This window comes from Shigella sp. FC1661, from assembly GCF_001712525.1.
GTDB classification, from domain to species: domain Bacteria; phylum Pseudomonadota; class Gammaproteobacteria; order Enterobacterales; family Enterobacteriaceae; genus Escherichia; species Escherichia coli.
Map to the genome: position 1 here is coordinate 1 of NZ_MDGW01000002.1, position 14,488 is coordinate 14,488.

The window sequence follows — 14,488 nt, forward strand, 5'->3', positions numbered from 1 at the left end:
GTACCGGGCTGAGAGGCGGTGTAAGTGAACTGTAGTTGCCATGTTTTACGGCAATGAGAGCAGAGATAGCGCTGATGTCCGGCAGTGCTTTTGCCGTTACGCACCACGCCTTCAGTAGCGGAGCAGGAAGGACATCTGATGGAAATGGAAGCCACGCAAGCACCTTAAAATCACCATCATACACTAAATCAGTAAGTTGGCAGCATTACCTAAAAAGTCTGGCCAGTTTTTTTCAAAGTAAATACCGTTAATACACGGTTGCATACGTAAAGACTTCACTTCGGTAATAAAAGAACCTTGCGAATATTGAATCGTTAATCTGTGATTTTTGTCTTCAGCACGTTCAGAGCGAAAACGCCATTCTTCTTTTGCGCCGCGACGAGTTTGTGGGAGGCATTTGCCTTGTGGATCAATAACCATCCGTGCTCCACGACTGCCTCCACCTGCGTCAATATAATGCGTCAATTGCGTTAATACGGCGGCAGAAGTCAGCGTCATATGCCGCCACATAAACAGTTCGGCAATTTCGCCTGCGTGATTGATGGTTAAACCGTGTTGTTGTACAAACTCACTTAGCAGCAGGGCGTCACGGGTGGCATGACGAACTTTATCGGCATGACAAATAAATCCGGCGTAATCAGACATTCGCGCCTGGATTTTGTCTTTCACCGTTACCAGCGCCATTCCGTTCTCGTTTGCCAGTGCCTGAGCGATAACTTCTCTGACTATATTCAGAGATGAGGCTACCAGCTGCGCGACATCACCCTCAACAGACCGCTTTTGCGTGCAACCAATAAAACGTGCCAGACGAACAGCAAAAACCTGCCCGGCATTCAATGCTGCACCACCTGGGCGAGTGACGCCGTGTGTGCCAGCAACTTCCCCCACGGCGAAACAGCCGGGCAGGGAGGTTTGTCCCCAGATATCCACTTCAATGCAGCCATTCATATGCTGATTATTCATGGCAAACTGCAAAGGCTGTGTGGTGAGATCGTAACCGTGCATCTTATACAGCGAGATAGACAGCGGATTCATTCGTTGCAGCCGTTCGATGGGCGATGGTGCCAGAGCGTCGTTATTTTCCAGATACGCGCGAACGTCGTCGTCCAGTCGATCTAATGAGAACGGCAGGTCACCCGGCACCGCTTCAGGATTGCGATTGAAATCCATAAATACCTGACGCCCTGATTGCTGCTCTTGCGCTACTGCCATATCTAACAAGCTGGAGCCAAAATCCATCACCCGAGTGGCGTGGAACGGCCACTGATAGCCTTTACGGAAAATGTTTGAAGCCAGCTCCTGGGTGGTGCGATAGTAATCCGCGAGGAAGTTATACTCGTTACCCTCAGCATCCACGGAATAGATATACGGGATCACCTGTACATAGGTGCCGGATAAATTCCACGGAAACGTGCTACGCGGCGTGCCTATACCAAACTGGCTTTCGGTCAGATTGGTTAGCGTCAGACCTTCCTCCAGCGCCAGCCCCAGCGAGCCGAAGCATTTATGTGGATAAACACTGTCGCGATAAAGCTCGCCCGGTCCGCCCGTTGCCAGTACCACATTGGGCGCAGTCACAATTGCCAGCCCCCATGGGTTATGGGCGCGATGACCGGTCGCGAGGATTGCCCCTGCCACGCGGTCTTCGCCGTTTTCGTCACGCTGATGCAGCAGTTTAATCACTGTTGCACTGGTCAACACTGGAATGGCGAGGCGCTGTACTTCTTCCAACAGCACTTTCACCATTAACCTTGAGGTACGCGGCCCACACGAGGTTGCACGCCCGGCTTCGTCATGGTCGGTTTGATAACGAAGAATCGCGCCATAGCGATCTTCCGGTAATTCCAGACCAAGATATTGCAACCCGCCTAGAGTGTGCAGAGAACCTACCGCTTCGACATAAGCGGTGTCGTGATCCATCGCCCCACCGCTCGCCAGTGCCTCTGCCAGTTTGGTGAAGTTGTCGCCGTTGCCCGCGGTAGCGGCGGTAAATAGTGTCTGTTTATCGGAACCAGAACATGCCGACGTCCCCATATATAACCCGGCGGTAGCGATCAGCACATTTTGCTGGCGGCGTTTAAGTTCAACTGCCGCACGTAATCTTGCTGCACCACTGCCGACTACCAGGGCATCTGTTTGCCAGAGTGGGTAATTAACACCGTCTACCGTGACAACCCATGCGGGCTCTGCCTGTGCAAAACCCTTTGGGAAAGTAACGTGCGTCAGCGCATCAAGGATGGTGTCATCAAGCTGACTCATGCATCCTCCATCGGCGTAAACAGGCTACTTTCCATCAGGCGTGGGTGCTTGATAATTGGACGGAAAGCCATATACGGCAGAATGTCGCGCTCAATCTCCACACCCGGCGCGATTTCAATTAATTCAACGCCTTCTGCCGTTAACTGGAATACTGCGCGTTCAGTGATATACAACACTTCCTGACCACTTTGCTGTGCGTAGGCGGCGCTAAAAGTGATTTTTTCCACCTTGGTAACCAGTTTAGGGATTTGACCTGACTGGGCGATATGCAAGCCATCTGGTGTTATATCGATCTTGCTGCCTTTAGCGTCGAACGTGCCGCAGAACACCACTTTACGGGCATTTTGCGCAATTTCGAGAAATCCGCCGGGGCCAATCAGATTGCCATTGAGATGGGAGACGTTGACGTTACCGTACTGATCCATCTCTCCCATGCCGAGGAAGGTGATATCGATCCCTCCGCCACTGTAGAACTCAAATTGATCGAGTGATGGAATAATGGCATCGGCGTTGCGGGCGCAGCCGAAAAACGCATCATCCAGCATCATGCCGTTATGTACGCCTTGCTCGACGCTCAGCCATAAACTTTGGTAAGGAACGCCTTCGCGCAGCGCTACTCCTGGAACGCCGCCGGGAATACCAAAGCCAAAGTTGGTTGAAGCGCCAGCTACCAGTTCGCGTGCTGCCCGACGGGCAATCAGGCGACGTACCGGATGACTAACCAGTTCAATAGCGTCGTTAGAACTCAGACGGCGATGTTGGCCGCTGATGGTCAGGTCGTAACCGCCAAGATAGGTTTGTGGCTGTTTGCGGTGTTCAACGATGCCATCAACCAGAATGCCCGGTAATTTGACTCGGCGTGGTTCAATCGCGCCAGCTTCCAGCACATCGCGTACCTGTACGAACACTTTGCCGCCGCTGTTGTGTGCTGCCAGCGCCATGGAATAGCTATCCATATCAATCGCTTCTTCTTCAAGGCTGACGTTGCCTCGAGGATCGGCATAAGTGCCACGCAAAATCGCGTAATCCACTTTGAAAGGGCGATAACGAAGTTTGGTTTCACCGTCGATTTCAATCAGTTCTACCAGGTCGTCGGTAGTGCATTCATTCGACTTACCGCCGCCATTGCGTGGATCAACAAACGATCCCAGCCCAACGTGGGTAAAAAGCCCCGGACGTCCGGAGCCGATCTCCCGTAGCAGTGCCTGAATCACGCCACCAGGAAAGCAGTAGGCTTCAATCGTGTTATTTTTTACCAGCGCCTGCATTTTGGGCGACCAGGTAAAGTGCCCGGCAATAATGCGTTTGAGCATCTCTGCGTGCGCAAAACGGTTAGTGCCTTTGCAGTCGCGATCGCCAATACCCAGCGAGTGGATTAGCGTCAGGTCGCGAGGGTGTCCGGTTTGCAGGAAACGCGCTTCAATAGCAGCCAGAATATGGTCGGCTTCTACCATACCGCCGCCGTTACCGCTAATAGCAATAGTCGCACCGTCCTGAATTTGCGCCGCCAGTGCCTCGGCGGTTGTTATCTTACGCATACAATTTCCTTATTGATTATGGAAGCTCACGCTACTTTTTTCGGCAAAGGCGCGCGTCGCCTGCTGGCAATCCTGAGTGGCGGACATTAATCCGGCCAGTAGCTGGTGCGGGTAATCGGCATGTTTATTTTCCAGTGCCAGAATCAGTTGCTTAATATGCGCCAGTGCCACCGGACCGCATTTTTCCAGCTGCGCTAACTGGTTCGCCATCCAGCTTTCCACCTGTTCTTTTTCTACCACTTCATCAATTAAATTCGCCGCCTGAGCTTCCTGCGCCGTCAGGCGTTTACCCAGCATCAGCATCTGGCGACCGACCACCGGACCGACCTGATTAAGCACACGTTCAATGCCCATCCAGCCAGGCACCATGCCGAGCATCACTTCCGGGTTAGAGAATTTCGCGCCGGGGCGGGCAATACGAATATCGCAGCACAAGGCCAGTTCAATACCACCGCCGATGGTATGACCGTTGAGATTCGCAACGGTTAATTGGGGTATGTTTCGCAGGCGATTAAAAACGTCATTACCGCGTTTAATCCATTTTCTGCCCATATCTAATGGCGAATAGGCCGACCACGATTTAATATCGCCGCCCGCACAAAAGAATTTATCGCCGGTTGCCGTTAATTCGACTAATCGTAATGTGGTGTCGTTTTCAATTTCATTTAAATAATGGTCGAGAGATTCGATCACCTCTTCGTTAATAGCATGACATTTATCTTCACGGTTCAATGTCAGGCGGCAGGAAGCCGCCACTCTGCTGAACAGAACGGGTTGGTCACTCATGATCATTCCTTAACAATAATGCGCGATGCGATCGACGCTAATATCCAGCGTGCTGTTAATATCTTTCTGCCACCAGTAAGGCGAGAATATTTCCAGTTCAATAGCACCATTAAATCCGGCGTTTTCAACCAGCCGACGAATTGACGGAATATTGATGACGCCATCTCCCGGCATACCACGGTCATTGACCAGATCAGTGGTCGGCACTAACCAGTCGGAAACATGAAACGCGAGGATGCGTTTTCCGGCACGCAGGATCTGACTGGCGAGATCCGGATCCCACCAGACGTGATAAACATCCACCGCCACGCCGAGGCCAAACTCACCATCGGGATCGAGTTCATCACACCAGTCCAGCGCCTGACGTAACGTGCACAGGCAAGAGCGATCGGCAGCTGTCATCGGGTGCAGTGGCTCCAGCGCAATTGGCACGCCGACATCTTTCGAATGTGGCAGCAACTGGCGAATCCCTTGTTTCACTTGTTCTCGCGCTTCATATAGATCTTTAGTGCCCGTTGGCAGACCGCCAACCACCTGCATATAACAGGCGGCGTTAAGCACCGCTGCGTCGTCCAGCGCCCGGCGGTTATCATCAATCGCCAGTTTGCGTTCCGCCAGTGTCGGCGCGGTGTAGTAAGTGCTACGGCACAAACCGGAAACGCTCATGTTACTGGCGGCAAGCTGGCGGGTGATTTGCTGGAGATCTTCACCCTGCAACTCCCTGCGCCAGGGGCAATTGCGCCAATACCGCGTGCGGCGCAGGCATCAATAATGGCGGGTAGCGGCGTTTTATAGCCCAGTGTCGCGGTATTGATACTGAATAAATCCGGGCGTTGTAACAGATCTCTCATGATTCAGCCTCAGAAGCGCGGCATACTTAAGCCGCCGTCGATGGCGACCGCCTGACCACAGGTGTAAATCAGTTTACCTTCCGCCATTGCGCGGACGGTGGAAGCAATATCAGCCGGATAACCCCAACGTCCCCACGGCACCAGACCTTTGGCAATCAGTTCGTCGTAATAAGCCGTTGCCGGAATAGTCATATCAGTTTTGATGAGACCAGGGCGCACTTCATAAACGCCAATTTGTTCATTACAAAGGCGAGCAGCAAACAGACGAGCAGCGGCAGAAACGGCGGTTTTGGCAATGGTGTATTCGCCGCGATTCATCGCCAGCATGATGGCGTTGATGGAACTGACGAAAATAATCGAGCGGTGCGGCAGCTCCGCTTCCGGTTTCGGCTGTGCCAGTAAGCGCTTACTGAATGCCTGAGCAAGGAAGAACGGCGCGCGGGTGTTAATGGCAATGTTTTGATCGAAGCTGTCTGGTTCGAGGTCGAGGAGGTCACCGCGTTTTTTCACTGAAATCCCCGCGTTATTGAGCAGACACTCCAGCCGCCCCCACTGGTTTTGCGCCGCGTCGAGCATCTCCTCATGCAGAGATAGATCACCGACATCAGCAGGGAAGCAAATCACTTCCACGCCTTCCGCCAAACATTCTTGTTGTGTGATATGCAGTTTTTCTACGCTGTCGGCATCGGGACGATCGTTAATCAGCAGGTTAAACCCGCCACGAGCAAGCTCCTGCGCACAGCCCTTTCCAATACCGCGAGCGGCTCCGGTAATCACGGCAACAGGACGAGTGGATTTCATACAATAGCTCTCTTTTTTGAATTTTGTTTCCTTGGTGATGATTAGCTTGCGACTGGAGGATAAAAAGATCAACCATCTAGTTGGTTGATATGCGATGACGATCACAGGACATTTGATAACCTGATGAAAGTACAAGTTTTTGCCCTTTTTTCTGAAGCTGAAATCAAATCAGGTTATGATAGTCACCACGAAGAGGTCGTGGGGAAGCGTTATGTATCTTGATACCAGCAACGTACAGAGCCTGAAGGAAAAGCTGCTGTTATGCGCGGTTAATGAATTTGCCGAATATGGTTATGAAGGGGCCAGGGTCGATAATATTGTTAAGGCTGCGGGGTGTAGTAAACAGACGGTTTATCATCACTTTGGTAATAAAGAAAATTTATTTATTGAAGTACTGGAATATACCTGGAACGATATTCGACAAAAAGAAAAGGCCCTTGATTTCTCAGATCTTCTGCCACAAAAGGCTATTGAGAAAATTATTGATTTTACATGGGATTATTATATTGCTAACCCCTGGTTTTTAAAAATTGTGCATAGTGAAAATCAAAGTAAAGGTGTGCATTATGCAAAATCACAGCGTCTCTTAGAAATTAACCATGCGCACTTGCAGTTAATGGAATCCTTATTGGATGAAGGGAAGAAACACAATATTTTTAAGCCAGATATCGACCCATTGCAGGTGAATATTAATATTGCTGCGCTTGGCGGATATTATTTGATCAACCAGCATACGCTTGGCCTGGTTTATCATATCAGTATGGTTTCCCCCCAGGCACTGGAAGCCAGACGTAAGGTCATCAAAGAGACAATCCTTAGCTGGCTTTTGGTTGACCCTTCATCTACCGCGCACGAATAAAACTGCCATCCGGCTGGCGGGTGAACAGGACCTGTTGATTATTCCCCGTATCAATGGTTAAGCCCGTCACCACGCCGCTGGCGTTCTGGCGGATTTTCACCATCTGCCCGTTTTGCAAATTACTCAGCGGCTTACCCGCGCCTTCTACCTGCGCCATTGCATAGACATCGGTAGCGGGCAGTCCGTGGTCGTGGAACAGCTGCGCCATCGTTTTACCGGGTTCGACACGGTAAGAGCGCCATTGATTATCAATTCCGCTATCTGGCTGGAATGGTTGCGTTTGGGTAGTTTGCGGCTGCTCTTCTGGCTGGCCTTCCTGTATAGGTTCTGGAGCGACCGGAGCCACCTGATCAGGATCATTTTGTGGTGTGACTAATTGCGCCCGCAGCTGTTCTTCTGTCGGCGGTTGTGATTGCGACTGAATATCTAACTGCGCTTCACGCGTCACGACCGGCGCGTTGGGCGTATCATCAGATGGAAGCAGAAATCCGACCACCAATACAATGGCGGCAATAATGATCCCCCGACGATGCATCGGCGGCAGCGGGTCCATGAAGCGAAAATTGTCCGGCGCGTGCCAGACTTTCTCCAGGGTTGGTTTTAGTTCAAAGCGCCCGGGCATGGTTTCCTCCTGCTCCGCGTCTTGTTCCTCAATCATAGCCTATGAATAAGCTAACGCTATGATGTCCGTGGTAAACCCGCCTTTATTATATTCATACGGGATATTGCTATTGTTTCTTTTTCCCCGGGATTTGTCATCATTCCTGCGACAAAGTTTTACCCAAAGAAGTGTGGCTGATATGCTGCCCGCTACTTTTATACCCTAAGAAAGGAAATACGATGACCACCCCAACTTTTGACACCATCGAAGCGCAAGCAAGCTACGGCATTGGTTTGCAGGTAGGGCAACAACTGAGTGAATCTGGCCTGGAAGGGCTGCTGCCAGAAGCACTGGTTGCAGGTATTGCCGATGCGCTGGAAGGCAAACATCCGGCTGTTCCGGTTGATGTGGTGCATCGCGCGCTGCGTGAAATCCACGAACGCGCCGATGCCGTTCGTCGTCAGCGTTTCCAGGCGATGGCTGCTGAAGGTGTGAAATACCTGGAAGAAAACGCCAAAAAAGAAGGTGTGAATAGCACCGAATCTGGCCTGCAATTCCGCGTGATCAACCAGGGTGAAGGCGCAATTCCGGCACGTACCGACCGCGTTCGTGTTCATTACACCGGTAAACTGATCGACGGCACCGTGTTTGACAGCTCCGTTGCTCGTGGTGAACCCGCTGAATTCCCGGTTAACGGCGTGATCCCTGGCTGGATTGAAGCACTGACTCTGATGCCGGTAGGTTCTAAATGGGAACTGACTATCCCGCAGGAACTGGCATATGGCGAGCGCGGCGCAGGTGCATCCATCCCTCCGTTCAGCACCCTGGTGTTTGAAGTCGAACTGCTGGAAATCCTCTAAGCAGCGCATTCTGTTCCCCTCGAACCAGAGGGGAGCAGGCATTCAGCAATAAACCCTTCAGTTTGCCAAACGGCGCTATTTTGTGTTGCAAAGACCCCGTAAGCGTGTATTTTTGTGAGCTGTTTCGCGTTATCACCGTGATATGACACTCACTTTAAACATAAAATTAACATTAGATCTAAATCTTAGTATTCATCCCGCGTATTGTTACCTAATATCGATGAGTCCCGATACAGATTCGTCGTATCATAGACTGACTAAAGGCCGTAGAGCCTGAACAACACAGACAGGTACAGGAAGAAAAAAACATGGTAGATCAGGTAAAAGTCGTTGCCGATGATCAGGCTCCGGCTGAACAGTCGCTACGGCGCAATCTCACAAACCGACATATTCAGCTTATTGCCATTGGCGGTGCCATTGGTACGGGGTTGTTTATGGGGTCTGGCAAAACGATTAGCCTTGCCGGGCCGTCGATCATTTTCGTTTATATGATCATTGGTTTTATGCTCTTTTTCGTGATGCGGGCAATGGGGGAATTGCTGCTTTCGAATCTGGAATACAAATCTTTTAGTGACTTCGCTTCCGATTTACTCGGGCCGTGGGCAGGATATTTCACTGGCTGGACTTACTGGTTCTGCTGGGTTGTAACCGGTATGGCAGACGTGGTGGCGATCACGGCTTATGCTCAGTTCTGGTTCCCCGATCTCTCCGACTGGGTCGCCTCGCTGGCGGTGATAGTGCTGCTGCTGACGCTCAACCTTGCCACCGTGAAAATGTTCGGTGAGATGGAGTTCTGGTTTGCGATGATCAAAATCGTCGCCATCGTGTCGCTGATTGTCGTCGGCCTGGTCATGGTGGCGATGCACTTTCAGTCACCGACTGGTGTGGAAGCGTCATTCGCGCATTTGTGGAATGACGGCGGCTGGTTCCCGAAAGGTTTAAGTGGCTTCTTTGCCGGATTCCAGATAGCGGTTTTCGCTTTCGTGGGGATTGAGCTGGTAGGTACAACAGCTGCGGAAACCAAAGATCCGGAGAAATCACTGCCACGCGCGATTAACTCCATTCCGATCCGTATCATTATGTTCTACGTCTTCGCGCTGATTGTGATTATGTCCGTGACACCGTGGAGTTCGGTAGTCCCGGAGAAAAGCCCGTTCGTTGAGCTGTTTGTGTTGGTAGGTTTGCCTGCGGCTGCCAGCGTGATCAACTTTGTGGTGCTGACCTCTGCGGCGTCTTCCGCTAACAGCGGCGTCTTCTCTACCAGCCGTATGCTGTTTGGTCTGGCGCAGGAAGGTGTGGCACCGAAAGCGTTCGCTAAACTTTCTAAGCGCGCAGTACCAGCGAAAGGGCTGACCTTCTCCTGCATCTGCCTGCTCGGTGGCGTGGTGATGCAGTATGTGAATCCTAGCGTGATTGGTGCGTTCACGATGATTACAACCGTTTCCGCGATTCTGTTTATGTTCGTCTGGACGATTATCCTTTGCTCGTACCTGGTGTACCGCAAACAGCGTCCTCATCTGCATGAGAAGTCGATCTACAAGATGCCGCTCGGCAAGCTGATGTGCTGGGTATGTATGGCGTTCTTTGTGTTCGTGGTCGTGTTGCTGACACTGGAAGATGACACTCGCCAGGCGCTGCTGGTTACCCCGCTGTGGTTTATCGCACTGGGGCTGGGCTGGTTGTTTATTGGTAAGAAGCGGGCTGCTGAACTGCGGAAATAACCGCATTATCATGCTGGATGGCGCAATGCCATCCAGCTTTTAGATCACTCACCCGCCAGCGCGCGTGGGAACAGTACATTGTTTTCCAGACTGATGTGATCCATCAGGTCATCAATCAGTTCATTAATGCCGTTATACATCGCTTTCCAGGTGGTGCAGGCTTCTGGCGGCGGTGTGACGTTATTGGTAGTGTGTTTGATCACTTCCAGCAGTTCGCCCGCTTCATCGTGCTCGCTTTCCATTACGCTGATTGGCCCCATTGCCTGGCTGCCCATGCCTTGTTTGATCATCGGGAAGAGGATCTGCTCTTCTTTCATCATGTGGCTGGAAAGCTCTTCATGCAGCATGGTCAGGTATTTTGTCAGCCCTTTTGGCACGCTCGGTTTGTCGGCGTGAACGCGCTCGACTTTAGTCGCTTGCAGGATCAGCTCCGGCAGTTGCTCGCGGTGACGATCGTGGTAGCGCACGATGATATGGTCAATGATTTCTGCCAGCGGGGCGCTACGCCAGTCTTTCTCAATCGGTTGTTCAGCAAGCTTTGCCAGTTCAGCTTCAATGACCTCAACATCCAGTTCTTTACGTGCCGCCGCGCGCGCCAGCGTCTGCTTACCGCCACAGCAGTAATCCATATCATATTTACGAAACAGAGCTGAAGCGCGAGGAATAGAGAGCGCCAGTTCACCTAAAGGTTGGTCGCGATAAGCCATAGCTGATACCTCATTCTTAATAAGATAAGATGTATTTTAAATACATCTTTAAGGCAAAAGCTATAACCCTTACGTAGCAGAGGCTTATTTAACTCACAGCCAGTATGTCAACTTTCTGAGACAGATTCAGTTAAAGGCTTTTCCGGTTTTGCTCTGACTGCAATGACCACGCCAACCACTAACAGCGCGATACCGCTCAGCGTCATCAGCGGCGGCATTTGCTGGCGTATCAAAAAGGTGTACAGCAAACCTGCCAGTGTTTCGAAAACGATCAGCGGCCCGAGAATCACTGTCGGTAATCGCTGGCTGGCGACGTTCCAGCAGAGTGCGCCAACCCATGAGCAAAGCACGGCTATCGCAACCATCAGACTAATAAACACCAGCGGACGGGGGCCAAAAGGTAGGGAGAAGTCCGGCGTTTGCGTATTCAGCCAGTAACAGGCGACGAGATAGCCGATGAGAGAAACCGGCAGTGTGACCAGCGCCTGCGCCGTCGCCCACATCATCGGATGTTTGTCGGGATTCTCCCGCAGCCAGCGGGCGTTGCGCAGGGCATACCATGCCCAGCAGACCACGGAAACTAACGCTAGCACGATGCCTGAGGTATAACGTGCCCAGTCAAAATCGGGGAGTCCGTGGTTTAACTCAGCAATATTCACACACGCCAGGCCGATGCCAATACAAACCAGTGCCGGGGCGAGTTTTCCCCACACGAGTTTGCCGTCGCGCTGGCTATAAAGCAGATTGGCAAAAACGGGAATCACCACCGGCAGGGTGCCGATAATCATCGTGGAAACAGGCGCACCAGTACGTTGAATGGCACTGGCAAGGCAGAAGTAATAGATGAGGTTGCCCATCATTGTGAGCATCAAGGCGGTAAGCCAGTCGCGACGCGCCAACTGACGCAGACGCACGCGTCCCAGCCAGGCAATGGGCAGCGCAATTAACCCTAACGCCAGATAACGCCCCATCGACTGCAACATCGCCGGGTATTCCGGTACGATCAACGGCCCGACAAAAATAAGCCCCCACATCAACCCTGCTAACAGGGCGTACAGCACGCCGCTAATCATTACTGGCATCCATTGGTCTGTCAGAAGAAAGTTCAGGAAGCAGACATGATTGCTCCCGGCATCCCGTCATTATTAGAGAGGATGCGGGAGGATGCCACTTTAATTAACTAGTTATTAACATTAAAAAGATGGCTTACGCTTTCGGCTAACGTTGTCGTTGGGCGGCCAATCAATTTGCTAAGCGTTTTGCTGTTATCAAACAGACCACCTTTCGATGCGCCAACGTCAGAATCCGCCAGCATATCCGCCAGTCCGTCGGGCAGTCCGACGCTTTTCAGTGCCGCGGCGAAATCGGCTTCGCTCAGATTTTGATAGGTAACCTGTTTGCCGCTCTGTTTGGTCAGCTCTGTCGCTAACTGTGTCAACGTCCAGGCACTATCGCCCGCCAGTTCGTAAACCTTGCCTTCGTGACCGGCTTCGCTAATCACGCGTGCCGCAGCTGCCGCATAATCTGCCCGCGTTGCTGAGGCGATTTTGCCATCGCCCGCCGCACCGATAAATACGCCGTGTTCCAGTGCTGCCGGGGCGCTGGCGAGGTAGTTTTCGCTGTACCAGCCGTTGCGCAGCAGGGTGTAAACGATGCCAGAATCAGCCAACATTTTCTCCGTCTCAATGTGCTCATCGGCGAGGCCGAGCGGGGAGGTATCTGCATGTAGCAGGCTGGTATAAGCGATAAATCTCACGCCAGCCGCCTTTGCGGCATTAATAACATTACGATGCTGCGGGGCACGTTGACCCACTTCGCTGGAAGAGATCAGCAGTAGTTTTTCCACTCCCTGAAGTGCAGATGTCAGTGCGGCTTCATCGCCGTAGTCAGCCTGACGCACGGTAATGCCTTGTGCTGCCAGAGCCTGGGCTTTTGCCGGATTACGAACGATAGCCACTATTTGGCTGGCAGGAACCGTTTTCATCAAGGATTCAATAATATAGTGACCAAGTTGGCCAGTGGCACCAGTAATAGCGATCATGGGAAGTCTCCATCGTTTTGTCTTGTGTTTAAATACGCTAACACCTAAACTTACTTTTAGTAAGTACGTACAAAAAGGTAAGTATGAAATGAGTCAGGTTAGCCTGTCGCAACAACTGAAAGAGGGTAATCTCTTTGCGGAACAGTGCCCGTCGCGCGAGGTGTTGAAACACGTCACCAGCCGTTGGGGGGTGTTGATTCTGGTGGCGCTACGCGAAGGTACTCATCGCTTTAGCGACCTGCGGCGCAAAATCGGCGGGGTGAGCGAAAAGATGCTTGCGCAGTCGTTACAGGCGTTAGAACAGGATGGTTTTCTTAACCGTATCGCGTATCCGGTGGTGCCACCGCATGTGGAATATAGCCTCACGCCGCTGGGCGAGCAGGTGAGCGAAAAGGTTGCTGCACTGGCGGACTGGATTGAGTTGAATTTGCCCGAGGTGTTGGCGGTGCGGGATGAACGTGCGGCATAACTGCCGGATGCGCTGAGCTTATCTGGTCTACGGTGCATGGCTTGTAGGGCGGATAAGATGCGCCAGCATCGCATCCGCCAATAAATGCCGGATGCGGTTGATAATTTATAGACCGAAAAAGAAGTGTTTTACTTACTCAAATCCACCTGATAAATCGCAAACCCGATATCATCGGTCGCGACTTTATTCATCGGATATTGCCCTTTCTCTTTAATAAACGCTGCGGCTTTATCTGACGGGGAAGTTTCGAAACGGATATCCAGTTTCTTATCGCCAGCTATCGGTGCTAAACGCCAGTTGTTATCTGCCGCCGGGTGAATTTCTCCCGCACGTTTCGACTCATCAGCAATCCTCGCTGCCAGCACCGAGCGATTCTCATCCGGTGAAGCAAAAGCGATATGGCTGTCGCCCGTACCGGCAAATTTGCCGCCGTAAGCGCGATAGTTATTGGTGGCAACGAGGAACATAGCGTTCGGATCAATCGGCTTGCCATTAAAGGTCAGGTTCTTAATCCGCTCTGCATTGGCATTAATCATCTGGCACTCGCCGTCATAGCGGGCGGGTTGGGTAACATCAATCTGATAATTCACACCATCAATAACATCAAAGTTATAAGTGCGGAAACCATCCCAGTTGATGAGTGACTGTGGTTTCGTGCTGTTAGGATCAATCTGGTTAAACTGTCCGGCGGAGCACTCCAGCCACTCTTTCACCTCTTTACCGCTGGCTTTCACTACAATCAGCGTATTGGGGTAGAGATAAAGATCGGCGGCATTACGGAAGGTCAACTGGCCTTTTTCTGAAGTGGCACACTGAATTTGGCCACCTGAACAGAGGTGATATGCTCACCTCAGAACAACACAGGTGCTCCAATGAAAAAAAGAAATTTTAGCGCAGAGTTTAAACGCGAATCCGCTCAACTGGTTGTTGACCAGAAATACACGGTGGCAGATGCCGCCAAAGCTATGGATGTTGGCCTTTCCACAATGACAAGA

At 51.6% G+C, this 14,488-nt stretch carries 15 protein-coding genes and 1 pseudogene; 5 read left to right on the plus strand and 11 right to left on the minus strand.

All coding sequences use genetic code 11. The features are described from left to right. The 6 genes and pseudogenes from BFF42_RS00080 to BFF42_RS00105 all read right to left on the minus strand — a co-directional run. Positions 1-155 (minus strand): IS1 family transposase (locus BFF42_RS00080; RefSeq protein WP_001348782.1); only part of this gene is annotated, 155 nt, incomplete at its 3' end. A gap of 28 nt (positions 156-183) precedes the next feature. Further along, the gene (locus BFF42_RS00085; protein ID WP_000080356.1) at positions 184-2,259 is read right to left on the minus strand and encodes an FAD-dependent oxidoreductase; all 2,076 of its coding nucleotides are present in this window, start codon (positions 2,257-2,259) and stop codon (positions 184-186) included. Beyond that, a complete protein-coding gene (locus BFF42_RS00090) occupies positions 2,256-3,797 on the minus strand; it encodes an acyl CoA:acetate/3-ketoacid CoA transferase (protein WP_001226966.1) in 1,542 nt (513 codons plus the stop codon). Before BFF42_RS00090 ends, BFF42_RS00085 begins: the two co-directional genes overlap by 4 nt. Positions 3,798-3,806: 9 nt before the next feature. Next, a complete protein-coding gene (locus BFF42_RS00095; RefSeq protein ID WP_001283570.1) occupies positions 3,807-4,583 on the minus strand; it encodes an enoyl-CoA hydratase/isomerase family protein in 777 nt (258 codons plus the stop codon). Between the two features lie 9 nt (positions 4,584-4,592). Beyond that, positions 4,593-5,434 (minus strand): annotated as a pseudogene (locus tag BFF42_RS00100) (sugar phosphate isomerase/epimerase family protein). A 9-nt stretch (positions 5,435-5,443) separates the two neighbouring features. After that, positions 5,444-6,235 carry a 3-ketoacyl-ACP reductase gene (locus BFF42_RS00105; RefSeq protein WP_004988495.1) on the minus strand — a complete coding sequence of 264 codons (792 nt, stop codon included), beginning with the start codon at positions 6,233-6,235 and terminating at the stop codon, positions 5,444-5,446. Positions 6,236-6,446: 211 nt separating this feature from the next. Here BFF42_RS00105 and BFF42_RS00110 point away from each other — a divergent pair, with 211 nt between their 5' ends. Further along, complete coding sequence (locus tag BFF42_RS00110) at positions 6,447-7,094, plus strand: TetR/AcrR family transcriptional regulator (RefSeq protein ID WP_012421272.1); 648 nt, start codon at positions 6,447-6,449, stop codon at positions 7,092-7,094. On the opposite strand, the gene ytfB is transcribed toward BFF42_RS00110, so the two are convergent. Beyond that, positions 7,078-7,716: a cell division protein YtfB gene (ytfB, locus tag BFF42_RS00115; protein ID WP_001119477.1), complete on the minus strand. Its 639-nt coding sequence runs from the start codon at positions 7,714-7,716 to the stop codon at positions 7,078-7,080. The two genes, BFF42_RS00110 and ytfB, sit on opposite strands and share 17 nt — an antisense overlap. Positions 7,717-7,934: 218 nt before the next feature. On the opposite strand from ytfB, the gene fklB reads away from it, so the two are divergent. Then, a complete protein-coding gene (gene fklB, locus BFF42_RS00125; protein WP_000211225.1) occupies positions 7,935-8,555 on the plus strand; it encodes a BamJ family beta-barrel-assembly machinery protein in 621 nt (206 codons plus the stop codon). A 308-nt stretch (positions 8,556-8,863) separates the two neighbouring features. Then, the gene (cycA, locus tag BFF42_RS00130; protein ID WP_039059764.1) at positions 8,864-10,276 is read left to right on the plus strand and encodes a D-serine/D-alanine/glycine transporter; all 1,413 of its coding nucleotides are present in this window, start codon (positions 8,864-8,866) and stop codon (positions 10,274-10,276) included. Between the two features lie 44 nt (positions 10,277-10,320). On the opposite strand, the gene ytfE is transcribed toward cycA, so the two are convergent. From ytfE to qorB, 3 genes are all read right to left on the minus strand, one after another. After that, positions 10,321-10,983, minus strand: coding sequence for an iron-sulfur cluster repair protein YtfE (ytfE, locus tag BFF42_RS00135; protein ID WP_000331456.1), 663 nt, complete (start codon positions 10,981-10,983; stop codon positions 10,321-10,323). A 107-nt stretch (positions 10,984-11,090) separates the two neighbouring features. Continuing rightward, the gene (locus BFF42_RS00140; protein WP_012421637.1) at positions 11,091-12,056 is read right to left on the minus strand and encodes a DMT family transporter; all 966 of its coding nucleotides are present in this window, start codon (positions 12,054-12,056) and stop codon (positions 11,091-11,093) included. Between the two features lie 107 nt (positions 12,057-12,163). Then, positions 12,164-13,024, minus strand: a complete 861-nt coding sequence (gene qorB / locus BFF42_RS00145) for an NAD(P)H:quinone oxidoreductase (protein ID WP_012421662.1) — start codon at positions 13,022-13,024, stop codon at positions 12,164-12,166. 88 nt (positions 13,025-13,112) lie between these two features. On the opposite strand from qorB, the gene BFF42_RS00150 reads away from it, so the two are divergent. Continuing rightward, positions 13,113-13,493: a winged helix-turn-helix transcriptional regulator gene (locus BFF42_RS00150; protein ID WP_000084622.1), complete on the plus strand. Its 381-nt coding sequence runs from the start codon at positions 13,113-13,115 to the stop codon at positions 13,491-13,493. A gap of 128 nt (positions 13,494-13,621) precedes the next feature. Here the strand turns inward: BFF42_RS00150 and BFF42_RS00155 are convergent, their stop codons facing one another. Beyond that, the gene (locus BFF42_RS00155) at positions 13,622-14,311 is read right to left on the minus strand and encodes a 5'-nucleotidase C-terminal domain-containing protein (protein WP_073692850.1); all 690 of its coding nucleotides are present in this window, start codon (positions 14,309-14,311) and stop codon (positions 13,622-13,624) included. A 54-nt stretch (positions 14,312-14,365) separates the two neighbouring features. Between BFF42_RS00155 and BFF42_RS00160 the strand changes: the two genes are divergently transcribed. Continuing rightward, positions 14,366-14,488, plus strand: a 123-nt coding sequence (locus BFF42_RS00160; protein ID WP_005083954.1) for an IS3 family transposase, incomplete at its 3' end; no start/stop codon positions are given.